At 69.8% G+C, this 26,837-nt stretch carries 25 protein-coding genes, 3 tRNA genes and 2 pseudogenes; 12 read left to right on the plus strand and 18 right to left on the minus strand.

Annotated features, from left to right (window positions below; genetic code table 11):
* Nucleotides 1-48 precede the first annotated feature (48 nt).
* The gene (locus GA0070624_RS05435; protein WP_218105112.1) at nt 49-1,416 is read right to left on the minus strand and encodes an MFS transporter; all 1,368 of its coding nucleotides are present in this window, start codon (nt 1,414-1,416) and stop codon (nt 49-51) included.
* A gap of 72 nt (nt 1,417-1,488) precedes the next feature.
* On the opposite strand from GA0070624_RS05435, the gene GA0070624_RS05440 reads away from it, so the two are divergent.
* Complete coding sequence (locus GA0070624_RS05440; RefSeq protein ID WP_176731604.1) at nt 1,489-2,331, plus strand: LysR family transcriptional regulator; 843 nt, start codon at nt 1,489-1,491, stop codon at nt 2,329-2,331.
* Here the strand turns inward: GA0070624_RS05440 and GA0070624_RS05445 are convergent, their stop codons facing one another.
* The 4 genes from GA0070624_RS05445 to GA0070624_RS05460 all read right to left on the minus strand — a co-directional run bounded on the left by GA0070624_RS05445 (nt 2,332) and on the right by GA0070624_RS05460 (nt 6,245).
* Nucleotides 2,332-2,571, minus strand: coding sequence for a hypothetical protein (locus GA0070624_RS05445; protein WP_091337197.1), 240 nt, complete (start codon nt 2,569-2,571; stop codon nt 2,332-2,334). It abuts the gene before it with no gap.
* 83 nt (nt 2,572-2,654) lie between these two features.
* Nucleotides 2,655-4,049: an FAD-dependent oxidoreductase gene (locus tag GA0070624_RS05450; protein WP_218105113.1), complete on the minus strand. Its 1,395-nt coding sequence runs from the start codon at nt 4,047-4,049 to the stop codon at nt 2,655-2,657.
* 338 nt (nt 4,050-4,387) lie between these two features.
* Nucleotides 4,388-5,233 (minus strand): C39 family peptidase, encoded by an 846-nt coding sequence (locus GA0070624_RS05455; protein WP_245718668.1) that lies wholly within the window; start codon nt 5,231-5,233, stop codon nt 4,388-4,390.
* 82 nt (nt 5,234-5,315) lie between these two features.
* The gene (locus tag GA0070624_RS05460) at nt 5,316-6,245 is read right to left on the minus strand and encodes an NADP-dependent oxidoreductase (protein ID WP_091337203.1); all 930 of its coding nucleotides are present in this window, start codon (nt 6,243-6,245) and stop codon (nt 5,316-5,318) included.
* A 36-nt stretch (nt 6,246-6,281) separates the two neighbouring features.
* Between GA0070624_RS05460 and GA0070624_RS05465 the strand changes: the two genes are divergently transcribed.
* Nucleotides 6,282-7,031: a TetR/AcrR family transcriptional regulator gene (locus GA0070624_RS05465; RefSeq protein ID WP_218105114.1), complete on the plus strand. Its 750-nt coding sequence runs from the start codon at nt 6,282-6,284 to the stop codon at nt 7,029-7,031.
* 154 nt (nt 7,032-7,185) lie between these two features.
* Here the strand turns inward: GA0070624_RS05465 and GA0070624_RS05470 are convergent, their stop codons facing one another.
* Nucleotides 7,186-7,653, minus strand: coding sequence for a YkgB family protein (locus tag GA0070624_RS05470; RefSeq protein WP_091337205.1), 468 nt, complete (start codon nt 7,651-7,653; stop codon nt 7,186-7,188).
* A gap of 297 nt (nt 7,654-7,950) precedes the next feature.
* On the opposite strand from GA0070624_RS05470, the gene GA0070624_RS05475 reads away from it, so the two are divergent.
* The 4 genes from GA0070624_RS05475 to GA0070624_RS05490 all read left to right on the plus strand — a co-directional run bounded on the left by GA0070624_RS05475 (nt 7,951) and on the right by GA0070624_RS05490 (nt 11,709).
* Nucleotides 7,951-9,729, plus strand: coding sequence for a glycoside hydrolase family 15 protein (locus GA0070624_RS05475; protein WP_091337207.1), 1,779 nt, complete (start codon nt 7,951-7,953; stop codon nt 9,727-9,729).
* Nucleotides 9,730-9,899: 170 nt separating this feature from the next.
* Complete coding sequence (locus tag GA0070624_RS35190; protein WP_218105115.1) at nt 9,900-10,532, plus strand: TMEM175 family protein; 633 nt, start codon at nt 9,900-9,902, stop codon at nt 10,530-10,532.
* 70 nt (nt 10,533-10,602) lie between these two features.
* A complete protein-coding gene (locus GA0070624_RS36325) occupies nt 10,603-10,734 on the plus strand; it encodes a hypothetical protein (protein ID WP_281180948.1) in 132 nt (43 codons plus the stop codon).
* A gap of 546 nt (nt 10,735-11,280) precedes the next feature.
* A complete protein-coding gene (locus GA0070624_RS05490; protein WP_091337209.1) occupies nt 11,281-11,709 on the plus strand; it encodes an SRPBCC family protein in 429 nt (142 codons plus the stop codon).
* A gap of 491 nt (nt 11,710-12,200) precedes the next feature.
* On the opposite strand, the gene GA0070624_RS05495 is transcribed toward GA0070624_RS05490, so the two are convergent.
* A complete protein-coding gene (locus tag GA0070624_RS05495; protein ID WP_091337211.1) occupies nt 12,201-12,605 on the minus strand; it encodes a DUF2267 domain-containing protein in 405 nt (134 codons plus the stop codon).
* 88 nt (nt 12,606-12,693) lie between these two features.
* Between GA0070624_RS05495 and GA0070624_RS05500 the strand changes: the two are divergent.
* Nucleotides 12,694-12,924 (plus strand): annotated as a pseudogene (locus GA0070624_RS05500) (IS5/IS1182 family transposase); the annotation flags it as partial.
* A gap of 658 nt (nt 12,925-13,582) precedes the next feature.
* On the opposite strand, the gene GA0070624_RS05505 reads toward GA0070624_RS05500, so the two are convergent.
* A complete protein-coding gene (locus tag GA0070624_RS05505; RefSeq protein WP_091337213.1) occupies nt 13,583-14,239 on the minus strand; it encodes an HAD family hydrolase in 657 nt (218 codons plus the stop codon).
* 316 nt (nt 14,240-14,555) lie between these two features.
* Between GA0070624_RS05505 and GA0070624_RS05510 the strand changes: the two genes are divergently transcribed.
* The 3 genes and pseudogenes from GA0070624_RS05510 to GA0070624_RS36755 all read left to right on the plus strand — a co-directional run.
* Nucleotides 14,556-15,737 (plus strand): low temperature requirement protein A, encoded by a 1,182-nt coding sequence (locus GA0070624_RS05510; protein ID WP_091337215.1) that lies wholly within the window; start codon nt 14,556-14,558, stop codon nt 15,735-15,737.
* A 660-nt stretch (nt 15,738-16,397) separates the two neighbouring features.
* Nucleotides 16,398-16,757 (plus strand): flavoprotein, encoded by a 360-nt coding sequence (locus GA0070624_RS36750; RefSeq protein ID WP_425413539.1) that lies wholly within the window; start codon nt 16,398-16,400, stop codon nt 16,755-16,757.
* A 599-nt stretch (nt 16,758-17,356) separates the two neighbouring features.
* Nucleotides 17,357-17,659: pseudogene (locus GA0070624_RS36755) on the plus strand (tyrosine-type recombinase/integrase); the annotation flags it as partial.
* A 78-nt stretch (nt 17,660-17,737) separates the two neighbouring features.
* Here the strand turns inward: GA0070624_RS36755 and GA0070624_RS05525 are convergent.
* The 8 genes from GA0070624_RS05525 to GA0070624_RS33780 all read right to left on the minus strand — a co-directional run bounded on the left by GA0070624_RS05525 (nt 17,738) and on the right by GA0070624_RS33780 (nt 22,306).
* A tRNA-Phe gene (locus GA0070624_RS05525) sits at nt 17,738-17,811 on the minus strand.
* A 105-nt stretch (nt 17,812-17,916) separates the two neighbouring features.
* Nucleotides 17,917-17,990: transfer RNA gene (locus tag GA0070624_RS05530), tRNA-Asp, on the minus strand.
* Nucleotides 17,991-18,022: 32 nt separating this feature from the next.
* A tRNA-Glu gene (locus tag GA0070624_RS05535) sits at nt 18,023-18,095 on the minus strand.
* A gap of 155 nt (nt 18,096-18,250) precedes the next feature.
* Nucleotides 18,251-19,042 carry a polysaccharide deacetylase family protein gene (locus GA0070624_RS05540; protein WP_091337220.1) on the minus strand — a complete coding sequence of 264 codons (792 nt, stop codon included), beginning with the start codon at nt 19,040-19,042 and terminating at the stop codon, nt 18,251-18,253.
* A 76-nt stretch (nt 19,043-19,118) separates the two neighbouring features.
* Nucleotides 19,119-20,066 (minus strand): MerR family transcriptional regulator, encoded by a 948-nt coding sequence (locus tag GA0070624_RS05545; protein ID WP_091337221.1) that lies wholly within the window; start codon nt 20,064-20,066, stop codon nt 19,119-19,121.
* Entirely contained in the window at nt 20,056-20,667 is a 612-nt protein-coding gene (gene idi, locus GA0070624_RS05550; protein ID WP_091337223.1) for an isopentenyl-diphosphate Delta-isomerase, read from the minus strand. The genes GA0070624_RS05545 and idi overlap by 11 nt, the downstream gene beginning before the upstream one ends.
* The gene (gene crtI / locus GA0070624_RS05555; RefSeq protein WP_091337225.1) at nt 20,664-22,145 is read right to left on the minus strand and encodes a phytoene desaturase family protein; all 1,482 of its coding nucleotides are present in this window, start codon (nt 22,143-22,145) and stop codon (nt 20,664-20,666) included. Before crtI ends, idi begins: the two co-directional genes overlap by 4 nt.
* Nucleotides 22,133-22,306, minus strand: a complete 174-nt coding sequence (locus GA0070624_RS33780) for a hypothetical protein (protein ID WP_245718669.1) — start codon at nt 22,304-22,306, stop codon at nt 22,133-22,135. Before GA0070624_RS33780 ends, crtI begins: the two co-directional genes overlap by 13 nt.
* Nucleotides 22,307-22,369: 63 nt before the next feature.
* Here GA0070624_RS33780 and GA0070624_RS05560 point away from each other — a divergent pair, with 63 nt between their 5' ends.
* Nucleotides 22,370-23,296 carry a phytoene/squalene synthase family protein gene (locus tag GA0070624_RS05560; protein WP_091337227.1) on the plus strand — a complete coding sequence of 309 codons (927 nt, stop codon included), beginning with the start codon at nt 22,370-22,372 and terminating at the stop codon, nt 23,294-23,296.
* A 107-nt stretch (nt 23,297-23,403) separates the two neighbouring features.
* On the opposite strand, the gene GA0070624_RS05565 is transcribed toward GA0070624_RS05560, so the two are convergent.
* Complete coding sequence (locus tag GA0070624_RS05565; RefSeq protein WP_091337229.1) at nt 23,404-24,465, minus strand: serine hydrolase domain-containing protein; 1,062 nt, start codon at nt 24,463-24,465, stop codon at nt 23,404-23,406.
* Nucleotides 24,466-24,556: 91 nt separating this feature from the next.
* Here GA0070624_RS05565 and GA0070624_RS05570 point away from each other — a divergent pair, with 91 nt between their 5' ends.
* Nucleotides 24,557-26,041: a dihydrolipoyl dehydrogenase family protein gene (locus GA0070624_RS05570; RefSeq protein WP_091337231.1), complete on the plus strand. Its 1,485-nt coding sequence runs from the start codon at nt 24,557-24,559 to the stop codon at nt 26,039-26,041.
* A 7-nt stretch (nt 26,042-26,048) separates the two neighbouring features.
* Here the strand turns inward: GA0070624_RS05570 and GA0070624_RS05575 are convergent, their stop codons facing one another.
* Nucleotides 26,049-26,813, minus strand: coding sequence for a crotonase/enoyl-CoA hydratase family protein (locus tag GA0070624_RS05575; RefSeq protein ID WP_091337233.1), 765 nt, complete (start codon nt 26,811-26,813; stop codon nt 26,049-26,051).
* Nucleotides 26,814-26,837: the final 24 nt, after the last annotated feature.

Raw genomic sequence — 26,837 nt, forward strand, 5'->3', positions numbered from 1 at the left:
CGTCGCCGGACGAGAGGTACCGCGCGCTGGCCAGGCTCGACGAGCGCATCAGCAAGGAGTCGCGGACGCGCCGATTCTCTGCTGGGCCGGCAACCCGCAGTCGTGGTCGCACTCACAGCCGATGTGCGGAACTCGTACCGGAGCGGCGCGGCCGTCGGCACGGGCCCGTACCTCATGCGCAGGCCGGGCGCCGGCCCCGCACGGCTCAAGGTCCGGTGCCCCGGCGCGGCCGAGATCGCTGAGCGGAGACCGCGTTCGGGCGGGCGAGCGGCGGGACAGCAGGCATCCAGCCAGCGCGGCGGCGAGGCCGGCCAGCCCGGCCGCCGCGAAGCCGCCCGCTGGCACCGAGACGTCGATCGCCACCCCGACGATCGGGGATCCGAGCGCGAAACCCGCGCTCTGCGCCGAGGATTGCAGACCTGTCGCCTCACCCCGCACGCTGGCCGGCGCCAGCCGGCTCACCGCGTCGGCCACCGTGGAAAGGGCCGGCGCGGTGAGAAGCCCGGCGCCGACAACGGCCACGCACAACCAGGGCCAGTCGTGGGCAAGCCCGGCGGGAATCGTCACGAGCCCGAGCAAGCCGAGCAGCAGCCACGTGGGCAGCGGCCGGGGCAGCGCGCCATAAATCAGCCCGCCGGCGACGGAGGCCACGCCGAACACGGCTACGACCACGGCGGCCCACGACATCTGATTTGCTTCTTCGAGCGTGGCGACGATGGCGAGGTCGACGCCGCTGAGCAGCGTCGTGGCGCCGAACGCCATCGTCAGTACGGCAATCATCCCGGCGCCCAGCCACTCCCGGCGCGGGGGCCGTCCGGCCGCGCCGGCATCCGCCTCGTCCTCGGCACGCAGCGGCGGGTTGAGCAAGGCGATCCCGGCTCCGCCAGCCGCGATCGTGGCGCCGACCCCCCACGTCACCACATCGGGGGACATCTTCGCCGCACAAAGGATCACTACAGCCGGGCCCACGATGTACGACAGTTCGCCCTGCACCGATTCCAGCGCGAACGCGGCCCGGCGCTGTCCCGCCGTCGTCATCGCGGCGATCGCCTGCCTGGTCACCGGCTGGGCCGGCACCATCAGCAGACCCGCCGCGAAGGCGGCGCCCAGCAGGATCCCGTACGGCAGGATCGGCACGCTCAGCCAGAACACGACCTGCAGTACGACAGTTACCAGCAGCACGGGACGCAGGCCCCGCCAGTCGATCATGCGGCCAAGCAGCGGCCCGCCCAGCGCCACCCCGGCGGTCAGAGCCGCCGCGACACCACCCGCTGCCGCGTAGCTCATGTCCAGACCCAGCACGACATACATCGTCAGCGCCATCACGTCAGCCGTGATCGCGGCACGGGCGAGCAGCGAGACGCCCAGCAGCGATGCCATCCCTGGCACGGCGAGTACCTGTCGGTATCTGGTCACCTGCGTGACGCTAGATTTTCCGTCACATCATAGGAAGTGGTAAATTCATTGGACCTGGCATAATGGATGCTTATGGCCCGAGATCTTGAGACGGCGTTGCTGCGGACTTTCGTCACCGCCGTGCGGACGGGCAGCATCAGCCGCGCCGCGACCGCGCTCGGACATACCCAGCCCGCGCTCAGCCAGCAGTTGCGCAAGCTCGAGAGGGCCGTCGGCCGTCCGCTGCTTTACCGGTCGACGTCTGGGGTCTCGCCGACCCGGGCGGGTGAGGAACTCCTGCCGTACGCCGAACGCATTCTCTCGCTCTCCGCACAGGCACTCACCGAAACCGGGCGCGCGCTTACCGGCCACTGCGGCGTCGGGTTGCTCGAAGACCTCGCCGCGTCCCAGCTTCCACAGGCCCTCGCCGACCTCGCCCGGGTGCACCCCGGCGCCACGCTCGAGGTGCTCACCTTCTCCAACGCCGCGATGCGGGAGGCCTACGACGCGGGCCGCGTCCAACTCGTGCTCGACGAGGTGCCGTACGTTCCCGGGCCGCCGCGCTGGACGGTACGCCGCCCGCTGGTCTGGGCGATCGGCCAGGGTGTGGACGTGGCTGCCGATCCGCTGCCGGTGGTGCTGTTCTCGAACCCGTGCTTCTGGCGTACGTCAGTGCTGGAAACGCTCGAACGTGCCGATCGGCGCTGGCGGGTGGCGTTCGAAAGCAACAGCCTGGTCGGTGTGCTCGCCGCGGTACGGGCCGGTCTCGGCGTCGCGGCGCTCATGCCCGCGAACCTCGAACCGGTCATGGCCTGCCACGACGCGGACGCCCTGCCCACCCTGCCGGACGTCGAGCTCGGTCTCACACGGCACCCACGGACCGAAGGTGATCCGCTGATCGATGCCGTGGAGACCGCGCTACGACGCATGATCTGATTACTCGCCGAGCACCGCCGCAAGATGCCGCTCGCCGACGATGAGCATCCGGTCGATGCAGTCCCGGCGTACCCTGCCCACCCAACGCTCGGCGAACGCCTTCGCCCGGGACGCCTGCGGCGGAGTCTTGATCACGTCGATGCCTGCGGCGGTGAACACCGCGTCGAAGGCCGCGGTGATTTTCGTATCGCCGTCGCGAAGCAGGAACCGCAAGGTGGTCACCCGCTGGTCGAGGTCCATCAGCAGGTTTGAGCCACAGGGTGTCGACGGTGAAGAAATCACAGGACAGCATCGGGTGCGCCCGGGCGACCAGGAACTGCTTCCTACGATTCGTCGACTCGCACGATGGTGGCGAGTACGTCGTTGAACGCTTCGGTCGAACTCGGGTGGGTGTAGACGGCGTCGCGGAGTTCGGCTGCCTTGATCCCGTGCCGCATGGCGAGTGCGACCGTGTTGATGATTTCCTGCGCGTCGACGCTCAGCAGGGCGGCGCCGAGAATCTCGTCTGTTTCGGCGTCGATCACGAACTTCATCACGCCGCGGGTCTCCTCGACGGCGTATGCCCGAGGCATCGCCACGATCTCGGCGACGGGTTGGCTCGCGATTTTCACCCGGTGCCCAGCCTGGCGGGCTTCTCTCTCTGTCATCCCCACGGTCGCCAGTGGCGGGGTCATGAACAGAGTGCGGGGGACTACGACCCGGTCGGTCGTCGTGCGCCGGCCCTCGCCGGTGAGTTGGTCGAGGACGATGCGGCTGTCGTCGAGCGAGAGATAGGTGGTGAACGCTGCTTCGCCCTTGACGTCGCCGAGGGCGTAGATGTGCGGCTGGCTCGTCCGCAGGTACTCATCGACCTCAATCGCTCCTGCCTCGGTGGTGCGGACGCCGGCGGCGTCCAGCCCGAGGTCGCGCGTTGCCGGCACGCGGCCGGCGGCGGCGAGGATGGCGTCGACTTCGACGCTGTGCTGCTGGCCGTCCTTGTCGTAGACGACCGTCGCGCCGCTGTCGCCGTCGCGTACCTGCGTTACCTGTGCACCGGTGACGATTTCGATCCCGTCGCCCGCCAGGATGCTCTCGGCCACGGCGGCGATGTCATCGTCGTCCCGACCCAGGAGCCTGGCAGCGCGCACGAACATGGTGACCTGGGAGCCGAACGCGCGGTAGATGGAGGCGAACTCGATGCCGAGGTACCCGCCGCCGAGGATCGCGAGTCGCGCCGGCAGGATCGTTGTCTCAATCAGATCGGTGCTTGTCAGGACGCGCTTGCTGCCAGCAAGGCCGGGAATGTCGGGAATGGCCGGCTCGGAGCCGGTATTGATCAAGATGGTGTCGGCGGTGACGGTGAGCTGCTCGTCGGCCGTCATGACGCTGACGGAGTGTGGGTCGGTGAAGGTGGAACGCCCCGTGAGCACCGTCACGGTCTCGATGCTGTTCAACGCGTCGAAGTTGCCGCGGCGCATCATCTCTCGGATTGCCTGGACCTCCCGGACAGACTCTTGGTACCAGTCCTGCGCCGGGTCGTCCGGCCGGCGTTTGTGGGAACGGTGGACGAGTCCCTTCGTCGGTACACAGCCCACGTTGGGGCAGGTGCCGCCGTACATGCGGTCCGACTGCTCCACGAGCACGACGCGCTTGCCGAGCCGGCCCATCTTCGCGGCGACGGTCTTACCCCCCTTGCCGAAGCCGATGACGAGAATGTCGGCGTGAAGACTTCTGTTCACGGTAACCATTTCTCCGGTCTCTCAATAATGCGTAGGCGTCCATTGACGAGCGTAAAATCGAATCATATCGAAAGTCGGGCTCATGGAGAGGCTGACGAACCTCGTCGACGCGAGTGCGGCCGGGGCGTGCCAGGTAACCCCGACATCGACCTGCCGCGACGCTGTGCCGACAATGGCCTGACCAGATAGCGCCCGGCCCATTCTATTCGAAAGCGCACTGCCCCGTGATTCGAACAAGTTAGGCCGCTATAAGGAGGATGATCGGCTCTGGACCGGTACGACGCCTGCGCCGAGCGCATTCAGCGGGCACACATTCGGCCGCGCGCGGCGTGGTGCGGTCAGGCGGAGTAGCCGCGGGTGGCGATCCAGTTGGCCATGTTGATCGTGTTCATCCAGTAGGTGTTGGAGCCGTACATGCCGGAGGCGTCGGCGACTTTCACGGCACGCCCGTCGTCGCTGTAGCCGACGAGGGTGACGTAGTGGCCGCCAGAGAAGTCGTGCCGGACCCCGCTGGCGTCGGTCGCGCCGCCGATGATGTTGGCCACCACGGCATGGCCGTTGCTGATCGCGTGTACGACGTCAGCCTGCAGTTGGTCCATCTGAGCGGGTGTGGCTTCCTGACCCGTGATCTCCTTCGTCTGGTACACGTCGGCGCCGATCGCGCCGTTGAGCATGCGGGTCGTGTCGAAGGCGGAATCCGTGCCGTGGACCGTCGTGCCCAGCCCGCTGGCGAGTTTCTCCTGGCTGACGTCGATGCCGCGGGCAGTCAGGGCGTTGTGCACCGCGGCCGGGCCGCAGTAGTAGAAGTTGATCTGATACTCGAACGAGGTGTCCAGGATCTTCTCGGATGGGGCCGCCGGAGCCGCGGGTTGAGCGGTGGCCGTGTCCGGGTCGGGCGCGGCCGTGGCCGTGGCGGGCGCAACATCGGCCGTGAGCAGCGAACCCGAGGCGGCTGCCGCGCCGGGAGCGGTGGGCTCATGCCCGAGTGCGCCTGCGGTGGCGGCCATCGCGGCGGTTACCAGCGCAGCCGACAGCAGCGCCACTTTATGACCGCGGCGCAGCGCGGTCGGGCGAAACAAATTGCGAAAACGTTCCTCAGTCATGATGTTCCCTCGATCGCGTGAATTAGCAGAACTCTCGCTCCGCTGAGTGAGTTGCGCTATGCACGGCTTCCCGGACAGCACCCGGCTTTACGGCCGGCTGCTGCCGCATCTCGTCCCCCGTAGACCGCGGCTCGCCGGTGTGGCCGGCGAGCCGCTTGACGGGTCAGTCGATGGTGATGGTGAGTTTGCCGAGGGTGCCGGCGGCGAAGTCAGCCAGCGCCTTGGGTACTTCGTGGAGGCGATAGCTGGCGGTGACCGGTATGCGGAGCCGTCCGGCCGCGGCGTGTTCGGCGAGGGTGTCGAGGGTGGCCTGGTCGGGGTTGGCCCAGATGGCGGTCGCGGTGGCGTCGGGGCGGTTCAGCGCGTCCGGGCCGAAGCCGAGGGTGGAGGCCAGGCGTCCGCCGGGGGCGAGCAGGTCGGCCAGTGCGGTGGCGTCGCCGGCCAGGTGCAGCACCGCGGGTACGCCGTCCGGGGCGATCGCCCGCACCTGCGCGGGCAGGTCGCCGGTGTAGTCAACGGTGTGCGCGGCGCCGAGGTCGCGCACGAACTCGGCCTCCGCGCCCGGTTTGGCGGTGGCGATCACGGTGGCGCCGCGGGCGGCGGCGAACTGGATCGCGTACGCCCCGACGCCGCCGGTCGCGCCGGCAATGAGCACGGTCTCACCGGCGGTCGGAGCGACCGCGTCGACCGAGTTGAGGGCGGCGGTGCCGGCCAAAGCCAACGCGGACGCGGCGGTGTGGTCCAGCCCGGCCGGAATTCTGGTCACGTAGCCAGCGGGGACGGTGACGTACTCGCCGAACGCGCCGTCGCCGAGGGCCGGCTTGATCACCGCGCCGAACACCGGGTCACCGACCGTCAACCGCGACACCCCCGAGCCGACGGCGGCGACGGTGCCGGCGAAGTCCTTGCCGACGACGACCGGGAAGCGGTGCTCCATCATCCCCTTGGTTGTCCCGGCGGCGACCATCGCGTCGATGCCGTTCACCGACGATGCGGTAACCCGCACCAGCACTTCCTCCGGCTCGGGCGTCGGCTCGGGCAGGTCGGTCAGGACCGGGGTGGCACCGAAATCGGTGACCACGATTGCGCGCATGTTCGTCTCTCCTCAAGACTCGGCAAGCGATCCGGAATGGTCTCGTCCGGTTGCGTGAACCGTAGCACGCAACCGGACACACATATTCCGGTTGTCGGTACGATGGTGGACATGACCTCGACCACAGCCGGCCGACAGCCCGACGGGCTGCGCGCCGACGCCACCCGCAACCGGGCCCGGATCATCGACGCGGCCCGCCGCATGTTCGCCAAGCACGGCCTGGACGTGCCGATGGCCGAGATCGCCGAGTGCGCCGGCGTCGGCGTCGGCACGCTCTACCGCCGCTTCGCCAGCCGCGACGAACTCATCGCCGCGATCTTCACGGCGAACATGGCCAGCTACGCCGATGCCGCCGAAGAAGCGCTCGCCGACCCGGACCCGTGGCACGGGCTCACCAGGCTGCTGCACCGCATGTGCCAGTGGCAGGCCGACGACCAAGGCTTCAGCGACGTGCTGATCACGGCACAGCCGCAGGCCAAGCACGTCGAAGCCGAGCGCCAGCGTGCCTATCGGGCAGTGACCGAATTGATCAGCCGCGCGAAGGCCGCCGGGCAGGTCCGCGCCGACTTCACCGCCGAAGACATCGCCATGCTGCTCATCGCCAACGCGGGCCTCATCAGCGTCACCGGCGACGTCGCCCCCGACGCCTGGCGCCGCTTCGCCACGCTAATGATCTCCTCGTACCGCGCCGACAACACCGAGCCCGCCCCGGCGCCGCCTACCGCCCGCGCGATGTACGGCGTGATGCGCCGACGACAAACCCAACGCCCGGCAGGCAACCCGTAGCCGCCCGCGCCGCAGCGATCGCGGTCTCCACGTCGGCAGTAGCGATAACTCCGTGCGGCCCCTCACATACGGCTTTCGGTGGCCAGGGACAGCCAGCCTCACCCGGACCCATCCGTGCCAGTGGATCTGTTGTTCCCGAGCGCCCTGCCGGGGATTACCGAGGGCGGGCGGCGCGCAACGACTCGGCAGCTGTCAGGAGAGCGGCACCGAGGAGCACCGTGTCCTTCAACAGGAACTGCCCCAGCTGAGAAAGGCTCAACATCCCCTGACCTTCCTGCCGAGCCCCGGGCGTCGTCGCCAGGAAACTGAGCGTGGTGAGGAACATCCCGACCGCCCCGAAACTGCCGATCGCCGACGCTCTGGGCGCAAGCGGCCTCGCGGCGATCAGAGAGCCCAGGGCGATCTCTGTCACCCCGATAAGCCGGTTGAGCTTTTGTGCGCCCAACTTCTCGCGGAACCGCGAGAACAGCGGACTCGAGGTGACCAGGGGCTCGTCGTTTTCGACCTCGTACTGCTTGAACTTGAGCGCACCGATCCACAAGATGTTCGTCGCCAGTGCGGAGCGCAGGAACGCGTAGCCTACGGAGCCGAGATCATCGGCGGAGGCGTGCCGTGTGCGCATCGCTCACTCCTAAGTCCCTGCGTCGACGGGCGACCCTTACCCGCTGCGACCCGCCGCACACACCGAGGGCGCGACATCGCGCTCAAGAATGCCAGCCAGCAGGCGGAAAGGTGATCACTGCCGGGGCCCGATGCTGAGCCCGTTCACCGATTAGTTCCGGGGTTAGAACCGGGGGCCAGGGGTAGTCGCCCAGCGCTGAGGGAGAACGCCGAGCGCCTTTGGGGTGATCATGTCCGTTCGGTGCAGGGGTCCTGCGGCAGGGCCGGTCGGGATCTGTCCGCAGTCGCGGGTCGTTCGGTGAGCAACGAGCGGATCGGTGAGCACGGGTTTCTCGCCGACGGCCTGACCGCGGCGCTCGTCAGTCGCGACGGGTCGGTGGATTGGTGGTGCCCTGCAAGGTTCGACGGACCTTCGGTGTTCGCCCGGTTGCTCGATGACGACGGCGGACACTGGTTCGTGCGGCCGGGCGACCAGTTCGACGCCGACCGCTCCTACCTGGGTGACACCCTGGTCCTGCGTACGGTCTTCACCACACAGCAGGGCACGGTCGCCTTGACCGACGCGCTGGCCCTGGAACCCGGTGCTCGGGTGCACATTGGGCTGCGGCCGCCCCGGGTACTGCTACGGATGGTGGAAGGACTGTCCGGCAGGGTCCCGGTCGTCATGTCGTTCGCCCCACGGTTCGAGTACGGTCGGGTGACCGCGTATCTTGCGCAGCACGACAGTGGCGTGGCGGTCACGGCCGGGCCGACGACGTTGACGATGAGTGCCAGCGTTCCCCTGGAGTGCCGCGACGGTGACGCGTCAGCGCAGGTCACCGTCGGTGAAGGGCAACGGGAGACGTTCGCGCTGGCCTACACCCCGACGTACGGCGGGGGGCAGCCGCCGATGACGGACGTTGGCGCCGCGCTCGCCGATACGATCGAAGCTTGGGAATCGTGGAGTCGGGCGCACAATTACCCGGGTCGCTACCCGGAGCTTGTCCGGCGCAGTGCGTTGGTGGTGCAGGGCCTGACCTATCAGCCGAGCGGGGCGGTCGTTGCCGCGGCGACCACATCGCTGCCCGAAAAGCTGGGCTCGGACCGCAACTACGACTATCGGTACACGTGGGTGCGCGACTTCGCCCTGACCCTGCGGGCGTTGAAGGTGGCGGCCTGCCCTTACGAGGCGGGCCGGCTGTTCACCCGGGTCGCCCAAGCCGTCGGCCAGCCGGGCAACCAACCCACTCCGATCATGTACGACGTCGAGGGCGAACGCGATCTGACCGAACGCAAGCTGGAGACCCTGCGCGGATACGGCGGCAGCGGGCCGGTATGGGTTGGCAACGACGCTTGGCGACAGCGTCAACTGGACGTGCCCGGCGAGGTCCTCGATGCAGCATGGACGCTGCGGAACCAGCTGGATCCGATGCCGGCCGACGTCCGTCAGCTACTGGCGGCGCTGGCCGACACGGCCGCCAGGGATTGGAGCCAGCCGGACGCCGGGATGTGGGAGGCGCGGGACGTCGAACGGCACCACGTGTCGTCGAAGGTGCTGTGCTGGGTGGCACTTGACCGGGCGGTGCGGTTCGGCACCGCGCTGGGCAGTCCCGAGGATCTTGCCCGGTGGGCATCGGCCCGAGACGAGGTCCGCGCAGCGGTCCTGCAACAGGGCTGGCGCGCCGAGGTCGGCGCCTACACCGGGGCGTTCGGCTCCGACGAGCTGGACGCCTGCGTGTTGATCATGCCGCTGGTTGGCTTCCTTCCCGCGACCGACGAGCGGATGCGCGCCACGATCGAACTCATTGAACAGCGACTGTCCAGCGGTGGCCTGGTCCGGCGCTGGCCCGGCGATCCGGCGGGTTTCCTCCTGGCTTCCTTCTGGCTGGTGCAGTGCCTGGCCCTCGTTGGCGAGGGTGAACGGGCCATCGCGATGTTCGAAGGCCTCGCCGGACGGGCCAGTGATCTGGGCCTCTTCGCCGAGCAGATCGACCCGCGGACCGGCGAGCAGCTGGGCAACTTCCCCCAGGCGTTCTCGCACATCGCCCTGATCGACGCCGCTTGGCTGCTCACCAATACCACGTGCCCTCCCGAATAGCGCCTCTGACGTTCGGGTGAGCGGCAACTACGAGTCCCTTGTAAGAGTGACGCTGGCTGGGGGCCGTTGGATGACACGCCGCTCGGCTTCGCGTGCCGCGGCGCCTGGTGCCCGACGCTTGGACGGTGACAGAACCTGTTCGTGGACCAGGAAGGTCAACGCCGTTCGGCATGGAGCGCGATCCTTCGCGGGTCGTCGCGTTCAGCGATGCGGTCATCGCCATCGCCGTCACCCTGCTCGTCCTGGAGATCCGCCCGCCGCAGGATACCCGGCACCTGGTCCACGGCCTCGCCACGCTCTGGCCGTCCTACCTGGCTTACGTCGTCACCTTCATGTTGATCGGGCAGGTGTGGGCCAATCACCACGTCATGTTCGACCAGATCCGCATCGCCGACCGGATGGTGCTGTTCCTGAACACCGTGCTGCTGATGGACATTGCGTTCCTGCCGTTCGCCGCCTCCGTTCTGGCCCAGGCGTTCCGCGACGGACAGGGGCAGCGCTCTGCCGTCGTCTTCCACGGCATCGCGTTCGAATTGGCAGCCATGCTGTTCAACGCCATCTGGGAGTACGCACGTCGTCATCGCCGGCTGCTCGTGACTACCATGGATTCCGCCGGTGCGAGGGCCATCAGCCGGCGCTTCCGGCTCGCCCTTACCTGGATCGCCACCGGAACCCTGCTGGGCGCCCTGCTTCCCGCTCTTGGCGTGGCTGTGATCGCCGCCTTCATTCCCTTCTACTGGCTGCCGATCCGGGGCGAAATCGCCGAGACGAAGCCTCGGCGCGACGGTGGCGGTCAGGCTTGACCGCGGGTGGCCAACACCGCAGCAGGACACCGAGGCCGGTAGGCTTCCGGATCATTCGCAGGGTGCCTTGATGAAGCAGCACGCCAACGCCGGTGTTGGCTATGGCGAGCCAAGACGCGCCGAGCAAGCCCGGCTCGACGTTGATCACGTCGGTAGCCAAGAGCAAGGCTGGCTATCCCAGCGCGGCGGCGGCGAGTGCTGACCGCCACCAGCGGCCGAGGACAAGGCCGAACAAGATCAGTGTTGGAATACGGCGTACCCCTCTACGCTGGTCCAACATACCCTCATCGTCATATCGCAAAGGCCGTCTCCCGCTGCGGGAAACGGCCTCTGACCTGGGTGGGGCCTGGGGGGATTTGAATCCCATAGACCCGAGGTTGGCAGCGATCGCCTTCAATCGGATGGTCCGCCGTGCCGAGCTGCGGGAAGACCTCCATCGTCTGACATCATTTGCCGGCTCTGCTCGACATGAGTTGTGCCGGATCTGTGCCCGTTGATCTTCACGCTGCAGGCATGACGGGCACCAGCAAGGACCAGCCGTCGACCGGACCTCCGCTGTTCGACGGCCGCACCGTCATCGCCCGACATCCGCGGCTGATCACCTGCGGCGGGCAGAGCGTGGACCTGGACCACTACCTGGATGTGTTGAGGGGCGAGCCGGGTGCCTTGCCCGGCAGCACAGCGTTGGCGCGGGTCCGGCAGTGCGCGACTAGAGTTCCAAACGATTGCCGCCGACCGAGGAGCCCGCATGGCCGCCGTAATCGCCAGCATCGAGATCAACGTGCCCGTCGAGAAGGTCTTCGCCTACGCGATCGACCCGGCGAATCTGTCGGCCTGGCAGGAGAACGTCGTGTCGGCATCCCAGGAGGGTGAGCTCGCCGTCGGCGGCAAGGTGATCACCGTCCGTCGCGTGGGTAAGCGCGAGCAGCCCATGACGATGGAGTTCACCAGTTACGACGCCCCGCACAGCTGGTCGATGAGGGGGGTCGATGGCCCGGTCCGGCCGCTCGTTGACACGCGAGTCGAGCCGACAGCGGTCGGTTCCCGAGTGACTGTCGAACTCGACTTCGAGGGCCGCGGGATCGGCAAGCTCCTGGTGCCCCTCCTCGTCAAGCCCGAGACCCGCAAGGGCCTGCCTCGAAACCTCGCGCTGCTCAAGAAGAACCTCGAGGCGTGAGCCCGCGTGTCGCTAACCACCATTCAGCGTTGACTCTCAGGCAATCCCCACGACCTTCAGTCGTCCTGAATCCTTGGATTGTCGGCGAGGCGGTTACTCACGGCTTCCTGTGCAGGTCGAGAGCTGCGGCTGGCTGGGTTGGGGCTCCAGCACGACCCGGAGCTCGACGAGATGCTGCCTGACATCTCGCTTACAAGGCGTTTACGGCAAGAGTCGCAGCGTCCGCTGACGTCCACTGGGTCGGCGACAGAGCCGAGATCCGTACGGACGTGTCCGGGGTCGGCCGCCAGGGTTGATGTCAGGGACTGATGTCAGGCCGCCCCTGCTACTGCTCCCGGCTCGCGGGCGGCATGACCTCGGCCGAGGGGGAGCCCGGTGCCATACATCGAGCCTCGGCAGGTTCCGTCTAGCGTGTCCCGCCACCATCAACATCGAACCTCACCGCCGAACCTTGACAGCTCACTCAACGGCCTAACTGAACGGCGTTGCCACTAGCGGGCCCGTCGTTCACCGGGACGGAGGCCCACCGGTTCGACCACCCGCCAGAAGTCCTTCGAGAGTTGAGCCACCATGTCCTGGAACTCCTCAGCCGGGACAGCCTCACGCAGTGTGGTGAGCACCGCGCGGACGCCGGCACTGGCGAGCACACCGTCGACGCCGGCGCGTGCCGTCACCCGCTGAACGAACTCCCCGAGCCCGAACGACTCGGGGTGTTCCCGAGTCTTGCGCAGGGGATCGTCAAGCCCTTCGGGAAGCTGATCGGCGAGATCACTCGCCTCGCCTCCGCTGATCCGATCTGCCAACGTCTCCAACGTCGCCCGGGCTATCGTCTCCGCCTGATCGGCCGACACCCCTGTCCGCCTGGCCACTGCCTCAACAAAATCCTCGTAGACCACCTGGATCCTCCTCTCGGCCAGACCGCGGTCTACCCGTTGCCGACGCCTCGAACCCCTCCGTCGCCCAGGCCGAGTGGAGTGTCCGACCGGCGAGATCGCCCACATTGACAAGGCGCCCATCCAGGCAAGCCAACGGTGGCACGTCGAGCGGACGGACAGCTGGCACAACGCGTTCAACCGGCTGCAACGCTGCTACGAACGGACCGAGAAGGTCATCGACGCGTTCTTCGACCTGGCCGACGCGATCATCACCGTCCGTAGCCTTATCCGACGCGCACGGATCCTCTACCGGTGGGACCACCGCCCCACCCGCCGCTGATGATCACCAACCAGTCCGCGCGACCTCTAAGGTGCTCGCCGCACCCGTGAGCCATCAACGCCGGCTTGTCCTCGAAGTGCAGCGAGAAGTCCAACAGGCTTGCCGCATCGTCGTCGTGCTGGCCCTCGTGCCAGTAACGCGCCTCGCTTACCGCCAGCAACCCGCGACCGATGAGGTCACGGACGAGGTCGGCCGCAGCGTCCGGATGATTCCGAGACAGAACCTACTTCGCTTGGCACTTGTCCCGCTGACCTACGCATTACGAGTCGGTAGCCACGCGCTGGTCCGGCGCCCGTTCCTCCTACTCGCTTTGGTGCCTCGGTCCGCGATTGTCCGCCGCTGCTCGCGGGTTTGGCTGCTCGCTCGGCTGCTCGGCGAGCCGGAGGCCTGCCGGTGGTGTGAGTCGGAAGACGCGAGCCAGTCAGCTCAGGAACGACCGGTCTATCCAGGCTCGTGGTTCTATTACCACCCGTCGCAGTCACCCTGATGTCGGGAGGAGACACCGTGACCGAGAAGGCTCTTCCCACGCTGGTCGTGATCCGCGGAAACTCGGGCAGCGGCAAGACGACCACAGCCCGCGGGTCCGCCGCCGCTACGGACGCGGCTGCGCCCTCCTCGAACTTTCCCACCGGCATCCTTGTGTACGTGACGTCCAGCTTTAGCCGCTTTCCGCGTTGTGCTTCTCAACCAGGCTCGGAAGTTCGTCCAGCGAATCGATGCGGAACAGGCACTGCTCAGACACGGCTGGCATGTCGAGGATGTAACCCCACGGACCGCGCCGGATCAGGCACGTCTTCATACCGGCCTCCTTGGCCGGGCGTACATCGTTGTCGGGCCGATCGCCGACGTACAGGATCGAAGACGCATCGCCACCGCCTTCACGAATGACGTGCTCGAAAAAGGCCGGTGACGGCTTCGCCACGCCCCAACCGTCCGACGTGCCGATCACATCCACGGACAGGTCGAGAGCACGAAGGATCGCCTCAGCATGAGCTGGCTGGTTGCCAGCCAAGCCCACAAACAGGCCCTGATCCTTCAAGGAGGTCAGGCACGATCGCGCGTCGGGGTAGAGATCCTCTTCGCCGAACGACTCCGGTTTGCCAGCGGCTGCTCGGCGTTCGAGCTCGGCCGCGAGATCGAAACCGGGCCGGAAGACCCGGAACGGTTCCTGCCAGTCCAGACCCCGGGCGATCGCCGCACCGAAGACCGCCGAAAACGTATGCCGTGGAACCCCGAACCAGTCCGCCCAGGTCTCGAACTCGCGGGACTCGTCGAGAATCGTCCCGCCGATATCAAAAAAGATCGCATCGATCACTTGCGTTCCCCGTCACGGTCGCACTGCCACTGGATCATAGACGGGGATCGCCGGGGCCCTGCTCGTGATCATCCCTGGAGCGCCCCCGTGACGTCTCGCTTACAAGTCCTGTGCGCTCCGTCAGGCAACGTCCGTCAACGTACGCGACCTCGGGCAGCGCGGGCGGCGCGGATGGAAGGAACTCACGACCCCTATCGCCGCCCGACGGATAAACGGAGCCGCTCGAACCCGGACCACCGCAGCACATCCGCATCTGACGGCCGTGTGGTACGAATTACCGAAAAGTTAGACAGAAACCGCAGAAACGGGCGAGGAGATGACGGGCGGAGCAGCCGGGCTCCTGCGACGACCCGAGGACCCACGAGCGACGTACCTGGAACTCTTCTTCGACCTGGTGTTCGTCTTCGGGCTCGCGCGGCTCTCGCAGGGGCTGCTGGAGCATCTGAACTGGAGCGACGCGCTCCAGACGCTGGTGTTGCTGCTCGCCGGGTGGGCGGTTTACACCTATACGGCGGGGCTCACGGACAGGTTGGACCCGCAGCAGCCGCTGATACAGCTGCTGGTGATCGGGACCATGTTCGGCACTCTGCTGATGACCGCCGCAGCGCCGCAGGCGTTCGGCGAGCATGGCCTGTTCTTCGCAGGCTTGTACGTTGCCATCCAGATCGGTCGCAGCGCCGGCGCCGTGCTCGTGCTGCGGGGCCACGAGGCGCGGGTGGCCTTCGTGCGGCCACTCTTCTGGTCCTGCGTGTCCGCGGTGCCGTGGATCGCCGGCGCTGTCACGCACGACACGGCGCGCGGCGTGCTGTGGGCGCTGGCGGTAGCCATTGAGCACACGGCAATCGCATTCGGCTTGCCCACACCGCGGCTGCGTCACGTGTTCGCGAGGGCGGAAGAGCTCGCGATCTCCGCCCCACATGTGGCCGAACGCCACCGGCAGCTCTTCATCATCGCGCTCGGCGAGCTCATTCTAGTCACCGGTTTCACCTTCAGCCGCGGCCGGTACGAGCCCGACCGGATCGCCGCGGTCGTCGTCGCGTTCGCCACCACGGCGCTGCTATGGCAGATCTACATCCAACGCGCCGGGTCCCTGCTCGCGGAGGCCATCGCCGCCGCCCGCGACCCGGTCCGCGTGGTCATCCCGTCGATATACGCCCACCTGGTCATGGTCGCCGGCATCGTCCCGATCTCCATCGGCGACGAACTTGTCATCGGCCACCCGCTCGGACACACACCACCGGCCTGGGTCACCGTCATCCTCGGCGGACCCGCGCTGTTCCTCGCCGGACGGGCCGCCTTCGAGTACACGGTGTTCGGCCGGGTCTCCCGCTCCCGGCCGATCGGGGTGCTCGTCCTCGCCGCCATATCGCCGGCGGCGTTCTTCCTGCCGCCGCTGGTGGTCGCCCTGGCAGCTGCCCTCGTTCTGGCCGGAATCGCCATATCCGACGCGGCCCGCGCCCGAGGACGCCCACCCGAGCCCCCCTCACCACCCGGCTAGCCCGGAAGTGTCACCCACGTTCCCGAGACTGTTCTGTCACCCAGGTCCTGAGACTCGACACGCCGGCAGCCGGCTGTCCGGCCTCGGGACCTGCGTGACACCACCTCCGCCCCTGGTCTCCTTGCCGGGGAGCGCCGCCCCACCGGTTGCAAGCCCCAGCGCGAGTACATCGAGGCACTCAGGGCGCTGCTCGTCGCGACCTACTGCTTGCGTATGTCTCTGCCTACGTCGTCGCCGCGAAGCTCTTGACGAAGATGGGGGCAGGGGACCTCGCGTTGCTGGCGTCCGACCGCGGCGCAACGGCAGCCATCGAGGCAGATTCTGTCGAGGCTCGTGGAATGGCGGCCTATCAAGTCGTCTGCGCCCTCCTGCGGGCTGACCGTCCCGAGGACGCCGAGGGTTTAGCAATCAGCATGGCGGAGCAGGTCCAGCGACACGCGCGAGCGGACGTGCCCGACCTCGTCTCAGTGGCTGGCGCGCTGTGGCTGATTGCGGCCGTGATTGCTGCTCGCCGTACCGACCGTGCGGAAGCCTGGCGGAGGCTCGCTGTGGCTGAGGACCTGGCGGCGGTGCTTGGGCACGACGCCAACTTCGCTTGGACTGCGCCCTGCCGGCGTGCTCGACTGAGAGCCTGCTGTGGCACGCCCACTCACTCTGATCGTGTGCGGAGCACCGCTCGCTTCGCGGGCCGCCGACATCGCGGCCGCGTTGGTAGCCGACACCTGGGACACAACCGTCGTGGGAACCCCCGCATCCGCGCCCTGGCTGGACGTTGACGCTGTCGTGTCCGTGACCAATCGGCCGGTCCGGTTCGACTACAGGGAACCGTCTACCCCAAAGACCGGACCGGATCCAGAGGCGATCGTGGTGTGTCCCGCAACGTTCAACACGATCAACAAGGCTGCTGCTGGGGCCTCCGACACATACGCACTCGGCGTCCTCTGTTCAGCGCTCGGCACCCGTCTTCCAACGCTCGTCGTGCCGATGATCAACAACAAGCTCTGGGGCCATCCCGCTTGAAGGACCCGGCGCCGAAGAACGACCCCGAACGGCAACCAGAAGTCGGAGAAGGGAACGGGCCGGCCCATGTGGTCAACCCAGGTCTTCGGACTCCAGCTCTCGACGCGCATGGTCCAGCTCGTCCATGCTGTCCTGCGAGCCGCGCTCCAGCACGCCGTGCGGGAGGAGTTACTCGCTCGTAACGTCGCCAAGCTGGTCCAGGTCGCCACCCCCGACGATCGGCCGGGCCGCGGCCTGTCCGCTACCGAGGCTCACCGAGTGCTCAAGGCTGCCGAGGGGGAGTCCCCGCACGCGCTCTACGTACTCGCCCTCTACCTCGGGCTGCGTCGGGCTGAACTACTTGGGTTGCGCTGGCAAGACCTCATCCTCGACGCAGACCCAGGTCGCTACCCCTCCCTGGAGATCAAGCAGACGCTACAGCGGGTCAGGGGTCAGCTTCAGTTCGTGCCCCCGAAGACCCGGACCTCCCGTCGCACCGTTCCGCTGCCGCCCGTCTGCGTCGCGGCGTTAAAAGATCACGCGAAGCGTCAGGCCGAGCAACGCGCCGACAGGGGCAGGGACTGGAAAGATCATAGGCTGGTGTTCCCGAGCAGGATCGGCACCGATGGAGCCCGGACAACCTTCGCCGGAGCTGGGAACGGATCAAGGACGCGGCGGGGGTTCAGCTCCGCTTCCATGACTTGCGCCACACATGCGTAACCCTGCTCCTGGAGCTTGGCGTCCCGCCGCAGATCGTCCGAGAGATCGCGGGCCACTCCGCGCTGGACGTCACCATGACGATCTACGCACACACATCGCTAGAGGAGAAATACCGCGCACTGGCCCGGCTCGACGAGCGCATCAGCAAGGAGTCGTTGTCGTCAGACTGCCGTCAGCGCGGTGACGAAACGGACATCCGATGACACGTGCGGATCCACAAAGCAAAACGCCGACCGGCGTTTCCGCTGGTCGGCGCTGCTGTAGCCCGGCGAAAGGCTATGTGGCCAGGGGCGGGGTCGAACCGCCGACCTTCCGATTTTCAGTCGGACGCTCGTACCAACTGAGCTACCTGGCCATGGTGCTCGGTCCATGCTACCCGGAGCGGCGGGGTCACCGCCGAGAGGGTCACACGCTCCGATACGCAGAACGCCGCGCATCATCCGCGCGGCGTCAGCGCTTGCGGTCCTGACGGGACTTGAACCCGCGACCTCCGCCTTGACAGGGCGGCGAGCACTCCAACTGCTCCACAGGACCTGGCTCTGTTGCATCCGACCGAAGCCGGACCGTGCCCCCAACGGGATTCGAACCCGTGCTACCGCCTTGAAAGGGCGGCGTCCTGGGCCGCTAGACGATGAGGGCGGCCCCGCCATCATTGCACACTCGCAACTTCAAGCGGACTTGCTCCCATCCGGCCCCGCCGGAGGCTTGGAAAGCATACGTGATGGCCGGCCGGTCGACCAAACCGGTATGGCGCTGGGCACATCAGTGCGCAAAACCGCAGGCCAGCGGCGGTCTTACCGGAGCCGGGAGATCCCGTATCGGCGTTTCAGGTCGGGGATCAGGCGCTGGCAGGCGGCCAGCGTCTGCCGCCGGTCGCCGCCGCCGTCGTGCAGCAGCACGATCGCCCCGGGCCGGACCGCCGACTCCACCCGCTCGATGATCGTCTCGGCGGTGGGGTGGGCCCAGTCCTGCGGGTCGACGCTCCAGTGCAGGGAGCGCATGCCGAGCTGGCGGGCCACCGCCACGACCTCGGGGGTCCAGCGGCCACCCGGCTGCCGGTAGTAGGGGATGCGGGCGTTCGGCACCGCCGCCTTGATCGCCCGGTCGGTGCGGACCAGGTCGGCCCGGATCTCCGCCAGCGGCCGTCGGCCGAGGTTCATGTCGTGCCGCCAGCTGTGGTTGCAGAGCTGGTGTCCCTCCCGGGCGATCCGGGCGACCAGCGCTGGGTAGCGCTGCGCCTGCTTGCCGATCAGGCAGAACGTCGCGGTGACCCGCGCCGCGCGCAACTGGTCGAGGACCTTCGGCGTCCACCGCGGGTCCGGACCGTCGTCGAAGGTCAGCGCCACCGCCCGGTCGCCGGTGCTGCGGCGCAGGCCGGCCGGAAGCGTGGTCGGCATCGGCCGCAGCCGGGGCTTGGGCGGGGTGGTCCGGGTGGGTCGCGGCGAGGCCGTCGGCTTCGGCTTCGGAGGTGCCGAGGGGGCCGGGGAAGGGCCGGCCGCCTGGGCCGGGCTCCGGGCGGGATCTCCGCAGCCGGTCAGGAGGAGGACCAGGCCGAGACCGAACGCCAGCACGGCGCGTGAACGCATCGTCGCTCCCGAAGGGGGGTCGGGGTACGCGGACGCTCCGACCGTAGTGGACGTCGCGCCGAACCGGGAGGGCCGGTCAGTCCGCTGGCGACCGATCCAGCGAGTCCCGTACGGCCAACGCCAGCGAGACCGCCTCGGCCAGGGCGGCCGGACGGACCACGCCGGCGGGCAGCGTGTCGGGGTGCCAGCCCGGGCCGGCGGCGAGCGCCAGCAGCGGTCGGCGCGGCGCCGCGAGCAGGGCGGAGAGCTGCCGGGGGTCGGCGGTGGCCGGGCTGTGCGACCAGATCACGACGGCGGCCGACCCGGTCCGGGTGACCGCCTCGACCAGCGCCTCCACCGGCACCCGGGCGCCGAGCATCCGGTAGCTGACCCCGGCCTCCGCCAGCGCGGCGGCCAGCGCCTCCAGCGGCAGCGTGTGCTGCTCCTCGTCCGCGCAGGAGAGCAGGATGCGGGCCGGACCGGTGGCCGGGTGCGCCCGGGCCACCGCGGCGAACGCCTCCGAGACGCACCGGGACACCAGGTGCTCCACCTCGATCAACCCGGCGGTGGCCGCGTGCCGTTCGCCGAGCCCGGCGAGGACCGGCCGCAGCAGCCCGTCCCAGGTGCCGATCACCCCGTCCGTGGCCAGGGCGTGCGCGATGGTCTCCCCGATCGCCACCGAGTCCAGGCGCATGGCGGCCCGGGCGAGCCCCCGGGCGGCCGGCCCGGCCCGGCCGACCGGGATGGTCTGCCCACCGCCGTCCCGAGCGGCACCCCGGCTGGCCTGCGGCACGCCGACCTCGGCCGCGCTCCCGGCGGGAGTCTGCCGGGCCCAGCGGGCCGCCTCGGCCGGGGTGACCCCCTCCGCGGTGAGCCGTCGCATGATCTCCAGGCGCGCGAGATCGGCCGGCGTGTAGCGCCGGTGGTGCCCCGGTACGTGCTCGCTGGGGCCGAGACCGTAGCGCTGGTGCCAGGTGCGGAGGGTGGTGACCGCGACCCCCAGCCGGCGCGCGGCGGCCCCCGCGCTCAGCGCCTCATCGGCCACCTGGCCGCTCCGACGCCTCATCCGTGGGAACGCCGGACGGGAACGCGACCGCGTCGGCGGCGCCCGTGGCCGGGTGCAGCAGCCGGCTCACCACCCCGCCCAGCCAGGGTGCGTACGCGCGGGGGTCGACGTCGAGGTCCGCCTGCAGCTGGATCGGGTCGACCCAGCGTAGGTCGGCCACCTCGTCGGGATCCGGCGCGATGTGCAGGTCGGCGGGTACGTCCGCGCGCAGGACATGGTCGTACTCGAACTCGACGCGGCCGGTGGCCGGGTCCTCGGCGTAGTAGGCGTACACCCCGACCTCGGTCAGGGTGACCGGGCCCGCGCCGAGCTCCTCGCCGAGCCGGCGGTTGGCGGCCTCGACCAGCGACTCCCCCGGTGCCGGGTGGCCGCAGCAGGCGTTGGCCCAGCGCAGCGGGAACCGGGTCTTGACGGCGGCCCGCTGCTGGAGCAGCACCCGGCCCGCCGGGTCGACCAGCACTACGGAGAAGGCGCGGTGCAGCCGGCCCGGCGACTGGTGGGCGGCGGCCACGGTGGTCTGGCCGAGCACCCGCCCGGTGTCGTCGACCAGCTCGACCAGGTGTCCTTCCCGGGAGGTCACGGCCGGCCTCCGGTGATACGCGAGGCGGCCAGCTTGCCGGAGATGAGGACCATCGGCACGCCGACCCCGGGCTGGGTGCCGGAGCCGGTGAAGACCACGTTGGACAGCGTCCGGTGCAGGTTCCCCGGGCGGAACGGGCCGGTCTGGAAGAGGCTGTGCGCGGAGGCGAACGGCGTGCCGGCGGCCATCCCCTGCTCCTCCCACTCGGCCGGGGTGACCGTGCGCAGCACCTCCACTCCGTCGCCGAAGCCGACGTAGCCCCGCTCCTCCAGCGTCTCGATCAGCTGGTCGGTGTAGCGGCGGCTGAGGCCGCCGCGCCAGTCGAACGGCGCCCGGTCGAGGTTGGGCACCGGGGCGAGCACGTAGTAGGTGTGCCGGCCGACCGGGGCCACCGACGGGTCGGTCCGGCTCGGGTTCGTCACCAGCAGCGACGGGTCGGTCATCAGCTCGCCTCGCCGGATCACCTCGTCGAAGGTGTCCTTCCAGGATTGTCCGAAGTGGATGTTGTGGTGGGCGATCTTCGCGTAGCCCTGCCGGGAGCCCACGTGCAGCACCACGCAGGAGGGCGAGTAGGTGAGCTTCCGCCGCCGCCCCGGGGGGAGCAGGTCCCGGTAGGCGACCGGCAGGTCCGGGTTGAGCACCACCACGTCGGCCGGGACGAACTCCCCGTCCGCGGTGACCACGCCGGTGGCCCGGCCGTTCGCGGTCTCCACCCGGGTCACCGTGGTGCCGTACCGGATCTGCACGTCGTGCTTCTCGGCCGCGCCGGCCATGGCGCGGGAGACCGCGTGGATGCCGCCGCGCGGGAAGGAGACCCCGGCCACCGAGTCGAGGTACGCGATGACCGCGTAGATGGCCAGCGCGTCGTGCGGGGCGAGGCCGGCGTACATCGCCTGGAAGGAGAAGATCCGCTGGGTACGCGGATCGCGGAAGAACTGATTGATCTTCGTCTGGAGCCGCCGGAACGCCCCCGCGGCCAGCAGCTTCAGCAGGTTGGCGGTGAGCAGGTCGGTCGGCGCGTCGAGGTTGCGCTCGATGAAGTCGGCCCGCTCCAGCTGCCACAGCCGGCGGGCGTACTCGACGAAGCGTAGGTAGCCGTCGGCCTCGCGGGGGCCGCAGACCCGGGAGATCTCGGCCGCCATCCGGGTGGTGTCGGTGATGACGTCCAGCGTCGAGCCGTCCGGGTACCAGGCGCGGTAGGCCGGGTCGAGCGGGGTGAGGTCCAACCAGTCGCGCAGCTCCTCGCCGACCGCCCCGAGCGCCTCGGCGATCAGGTCGGGCATGGTGAGCACGGTCGGCCCGGTGTCGAACTCGTACCCGTCGACGCTGAGCCGCCCGGCGCGCCCGCCGGGCACCGGCTCGCGTTCCAGGACGGTCACCCGCCGGCCGCTGCCGGCCAGGTGCAGCGCGCAGGCCAGCCCGCCGAGCCCGGCGCCGACGATCACCACTCGGTCCGTCGGTCCGCTCACGGTCCGCACGTCACCACCTCCTTCCCGGCCTCGGCGGCCGGGGTCGCGAGGGTATCCTCGACCCCCTTGACCAGGTCTTTCGTAAACGCGGCCAGGACGCCGCGGACCGGATCGTCCGGCGGTGCCGACGGGAGGCGGAGCGGGTCACCCCCGGCTGCGTGGTTGGCCATGCGGGCGAGCGTACCCTAGGGTTACGAGTTGCGTCGATTGCCGCGTCGATCCGAGGAGGGCCGGTGAACCCCGATCTCACCGCTGCCTACGACCGTTGCCGCGAGCTGCATCGACGTCACGGCCGCACCTACTATCTGGCCACCCGACTGCTCCCGGCCTGGAAGCGGCGGCACGTGCACGCCCTGTACGGATTCACGCGCTACGCCGACGAGATCGTCGACCGGACCGAGGATCTTCCGCCGGCCGACCGCGCCGCCCGGTTGGCCGAGTGGTCGGCTCGCTTCTTCGCCGGCCTGCACGGCGAGCCGGTCGACGACCCGCTGCTCCCCGCCGTGCTGCACACCATCGCCATCTTCGACCTGGATCACGCCGACTTTGCGTCGTTTCTCAAGAGCATGGCGATGGACCTCACGGTCGGCGCGTACCCGACCTACGACGACCTGCTCGACTATATGGAGGGGTCGGCGGCTGCCATCGGCACGATGATGCTGCCGATCCTGGGCAGCTCCGACCCGGCGGCCGCCCGCGAGCCGGCCCGCCAGCTCGGCGTCGCCTTCCAGCTCACCAACTTCATCCGGGACGTCGCGGAGGACCTGGACCGCGGCCGGACGTACCTGCCCGACGAGGACCTGGCCAAGTTCGACGTCGCTCCGGAGGACCTGCTGGCGGCGAAGGTCCGCGGCCGGAGCACGCCGAAGATCCGGGACCTGATCGAGTACGAGGTGACCCGCGCCCAGGCCCACTATGCCGCCGCCGCGCCGGGGATCACCCTGCTCGCGCCCGCCTCGCAGGCCTGCATGCGCACCGCGTACGCGCTCTACGGCGCGATCCTCGACGAGGTGGCCGCCCAGGACTACGACGTCTTCCTGCGGCGGGCCCGCGTACCCCAGCGGCGACGGCTGGCGGTGGCGGCCCGAGCCCTGCTCACCCCGCCCGGCACCCCGGTCGCGGTCCCCGGCGTGGTTGCCCACCCCGTCCCGGTCCCCTGAGCCTGAGGGGCGGTGGCCGGGGCGCGGGCGCCACGCTCAGTGGCCCGTGTCGGCTGTCCCGACTCATGTACCGGGCATCGCCGTGCGACCGGTTGGAGGCACAACCGTCAGAGGCAGGAGTGCAGCGCCTCGACCAGCTCGTCCACCCGGTCGTGGTCGGCGAGGCGGCCGGTCGCGTACGCGAAGGTGTAGCCCCGCTCCGGGTCGGCCCAGGCGCTGCTGCCGCCGATCCCGCCCATGCCCCAGCTGCCGTCGGTTTCCCACTGCATGCCCAGCGTCCAGCACGCCCGGCGGTCCAGGACCAGGTCCGGGCCGTCGTACTGGACCCGGGTCGCCTCGGCGACCAGCTCCGGGCTGAACAGGCGTACCCCGTCGAGGGTGCCCCCGGCCAGCAGGCCAGCGTAGAGCCGGGCCAGGGCGGACGCGGTGCCGTGCAGGTTGACCGCCGGCACCTCGGCGCCCCGCCAGAGCGAGCTGTTCAGCACCGCCAGGTCCAGGCCGCCGGCTGGGTTGCCCACCGCCCGGGCCCGCAGCGACCCCGGCTCACCCAGCATCCGAGCCGGCCACCCCGGATCGGCGTACGACAGGTCGGCGCAGCGCCGCTGGTCCGCCGCGCCGAGACCGAAACCCAGGTCGAGCCGCCACGGCCCGGCGATCTCCTCGGCCAGGAACCGCCCCACCGACCGCCCGTCCACCCGGCGGACCAGCTCGCCCACCAGGTGTCCGTACGTCCAGGCGTGCTCGCCCGCGACGGACCCGGGCTCCCACTCGGGCTCGGCGGCGGCCAGGTCGGCGCAGAGCAGCGCCCAGTCGGCGACCGCCTCGGCCGGCCGGGGCACCGGGAAGGCCGGCAGCCCGGCGGTGTGGCTGAGCACCTGCCGCACCGTCGCGGGGGTGCGGAACCTCGACCAGTGCTCGGCGACCGGGTCGTCGAGGTCGATCCCACCCCGGTCGACCAGCATCAGCAGGCACAGCGCGGCCACCGGCTTCCCGACCGAGTAGACGTTGACCAGCGTGTCCGGCCGCCACTCCCGCCCGGCAGACCCACCGCCCACCAGGTCGACCACCGGCTCGCCGTCGTACCAGATGGTCAGGCCGGCGCCGGTCTCCCGGCCGGTGGTGAAGAGGTCGTGGAAGCAGTCCCGCACCGGGGCGAAGCGCGCGTGCATCCGGCCACCGTAGCCGTCGGGATCATTACGAGCGGGGGAATTCCGGTCCGGTGCGGTGGCCCCGGGCCCGCCGGTGCGAAATGCTGGCGGCATGGCGGAGCCGGAGCTGGTGGACGTGGTCGTGGTCGGGCTTGGGGTCGGCGGCGAGGAGGTGGCCGGGCGGCTCGCCGAGGCCGGCCTCACCGTCGTCGGGATCGAGCGGGACCTGGTCGGCGGGGAGTGCCCGTACTGGGGCTGCATCCCGAGCAAGATGATGATCCGGGCCGCGAACGCGTTGGCCGAGGCACGGCGCGTCAACGAGCTGGCCGGCGCGGCGCAGGTGCGACCGGACTGGGCGCCGGTGGCGAAGCGGATTCGCGAGGAGGCCACCGACACCTGGGACGACACGGTGGCGGTGGAGCGGTTCACCGGCAAGGGCGGGCGGTTCGTCCGGGGCAGCGGCCGGCTCGACGGCCCCGGCCGGGTACGCGTCGGCGAGCAGGTCTTCCAGGCCAGGTACGGGATCGTGCTGGGTACCGGCACCCGCCCCTCGATCCCGCCGATCGACGGGCTGGCCGACACGCCGTACTGGACGAACCACCAGGCGATCGAGGTCGAGGAGCTGCCGGAGTCGCTGCTGATCCTGGGCGGCGGCGCGATCGGGCTGGAGCTGGCCCAGGCCTTCGCCCGCTTCGGTGTCCGGGTGACCGTCGTGGAGGCGGCGGACCGGGTGCTCGCCATCGAGGAGCCGGAGGCTTCCGAGATCGCCGCGAAGGCGCTCCGCGCCGACGGGGTGACCATCGAGACCGGGGTGAAGGCCGAGCGGGTCGACCACGACGGCTCCACCTTCACCGTGCACGCGGGCGGCACCGAGTTCACCGGCGAGAAGCTGCTGGTGGTGACCGGCCGCCGGGCGCACCTGGAGGAGCTGGGCCTGGAGACCGTCGACGTGGACGCCTCCCAGCGCTACCTGCCGGTGAACGGGCGGATGCACGTCACCGACGGGATCTGGGCGGTCGGCGACCTCACCGGCGAGGGCGCGTTCACCCACATCGCCATGTACCAGGCGGCGATCGTCGTCACCGACATGCTCGACCACATGCGGCTCACCAAGGGCGGGCCGGACCCCAGCGGCACCGCCAGCGTGGTTGGCGGAGCGGCCGGGGCGACCAGCGCGGTCGGCGGGGCGATGAGCGCCGGCGGGTCGACCGCCGCGCCGGGCAGCGTCCCGCGCGCCGACTACCGGGCGCTGCCCCGGGTCACCTTCACCGACCCCGAGGTCGGCGCGGTCGGCCTCACCGAAAAGCAGGCCCGTGAGCGCGGCATCAACGTCCAGATCGGGTACGCCGACCTGACGTCGTCGGCCCGGGGCTGGATCCACAAGGCCGGCAACGACGGCTTCATCAAGCTGGTCGCCGACGCCGACCAGGGCGTGCTGGTCGGGGCCACCTCGGTCGGCCCGGCGGGCGGCGAGGTGCTGTCCGCGCTGGTGGTGGCGGTGCACGCGGCGGTCCCGATCAGCCAGCTCCGGCACATGATCTACGCCTACCCGACCTTCCACCGCGCCATCGAGGCCGCGTTGGGCACGCTGAGGTGAGCGCGGGTCAGTCCGCCGGGGCGCCGTGCCGGCCGGCTCCGGCGGTGAACCGTGCGGCGCCCGCGACCGCGTCCGTCGCCAGGGACTCCATGCCGAAGGCCAGTTCGGTGGCCATCGCCTCCGGCTCGGGCAGGTCCGCACCCGCGAGCAGCGCCGCCCGGTCGTTGCGCAGGCAGGTCTGCGGGTGCCGGGCGATCTCCGCCGCCAGCCGCTCGGCCTCCGCCCGGGCCTCACCCGGCGCGACCAGCCGGTTGACCAGACCCATCGCGTACGCCTCGGCGGCGGGGACCGGTCGGCCGGTGAGGATCAGGTCCATCGCCCGGCTCTCGCCGATCAGCCGGGGGAGTCGTACCGTGCCGCCGTCGATCAGCGGGACGCCCCAGCGTCGGCAGAACACCCCGAGCACCGCGTCGGACTCGGCGATCCGCAGGTCGCACCAGAGCGCCAGCTCCAGTCCGCCGGCCACGGCGTACCCGGAGATCGCGGCGAGCACCGGCTTGGACGGGCGCATCCGGGTCGGACCCATCGGGCCGTCGCCCTCCGGCTCGACCCGGTTGCCGCTCGGCGTACCGATGGCCTTGAGATCGGCGCCGGAGCAGAACGTGCCGCCGGCGCCCCAGAGCACGGCGACCGCCGCCTCCGGATCGGCCTCGAAGGCGCGGAACGCGTCGGCGAGCGCCCGGGCGGTCGGACCGTCGACGGCGTTCCGGGCCGCCGGCCGGTCCAGGATCACCGTGGTCACCGGTCCGTCGTGCTCCACCCGTACGCCCATCGCCCCAGCATGCCGCCGCGGCGT

This window comes from Micromonospora rhizosphaerae, assembly GCF_900091465.1.
GTDB lineage: Bacteria > Actinomycetota > Actinomycetes > Mycobacteriales > Micromonosporaceae > Micromonospora > Micromonospora rhizosphaerae.

Bases quoted from the DNA above. Each gene is read 5' to 3' on its own strand.
- GA0070624_RS05460 (WP_091337203.1), bottom strand. From the start codon at position 6,245: ATGCGCGCAATCGTGGTCACCGATTTCGGTGCCACCCCGGTCCTGACC.
- GA0070624_RS05540 (WP_091337220.1), bottom strand. From the start codon at position 19,042: ATGCGTTCACGCGCCGTGCTGGCGTTCGGTCTCGGCCTGGTCCTCCTC.
- GA0070624_RS05565 (WP_091337229.1), bottom strand. From the start codon at position 24,465: ATGCACGCGCGCTTCGCCCCGGTGCGGGACTGCTTCCACGACCTCTTC.
- GA0070624_RS36325 (WP_281180948.1), top strand. From the start codon at position 10,603: ATGAAGCAGCACGCCAACGCCGGTGTTGGCTATGGCGAGCCAAGACGC.
- GA0070624_RS05510 (WP_091337215.1), top strand. From the start codon at position 14,556: ATGACGGGCGGAGCAGCCGGGCTCCTGCGACGACCCGAGGACCCACGA.
- GA0070624_RS35190 (WP_218105115.1), top strand. From the start codon at position 9,900: ATGGAGCGCGATCCTTCGCGGGTCGTCGCGTTCAGCGATGCGGTCATC.
- GA0070624_RS05470 (WP_091337205.1), bottom strand. From the start codon at position 7,653: ATGCGCACACGGCACGCCTCCGCCGATGATCTCGGCTCCGTAGGCTAC.
- GA0070624_RS05490 (WP_091337209.1), top strand. From the start codon at position 11,281: ATGGCCGCCGTAATCGCCAGCATCGAGATCAACGTGCCCGTCGAGAAG.
- GA0070624_RS05465 (WP_218105114.1), top strand. From the start codon at position 6,282: ATGGTCTCGTCCGGTTGCGTGAACCGTAGCACGCAACCGGACACACAT.
- GA0070624_RS05570 (WP_091337231.1), top strand. From the start codon at position 24,557: ATGGCGGAGCCGGAGCTGGTGGACGTGGTCGTGGTCGGGCTTGGGGTC.
- GA0070624_RS05440 (WP_176731604.1), top strand. From the start codon at position 1,489: ATGGCCCGAGATCTTGAGACGGCGTTGCTGCGGACTTTCGTCACCGCC.
- GA0070624_RS05575 (WP_091337233.1), bottom strand. From the start codon at position 26,813: ATGGGCGTACGGGTGGAGCACGACGGACCGGTGACCACGGTGATCCTG.
- GA0070624_RS33780 (WP_245718669.1), bottom strand. From the start codon at position 22,306: ATGGCCAACCACGCAGCCGGGGGTGACCCGCTCCGCCTCCCGTCGGCA.
- GA0070624_RS05445 (WP_091337197.1), bottom strand. From the start codon at position 2,571: ATGGACCTCGACCAGCGGGTGACCACCTTGCGGTTCCTGCTTCGCGAC.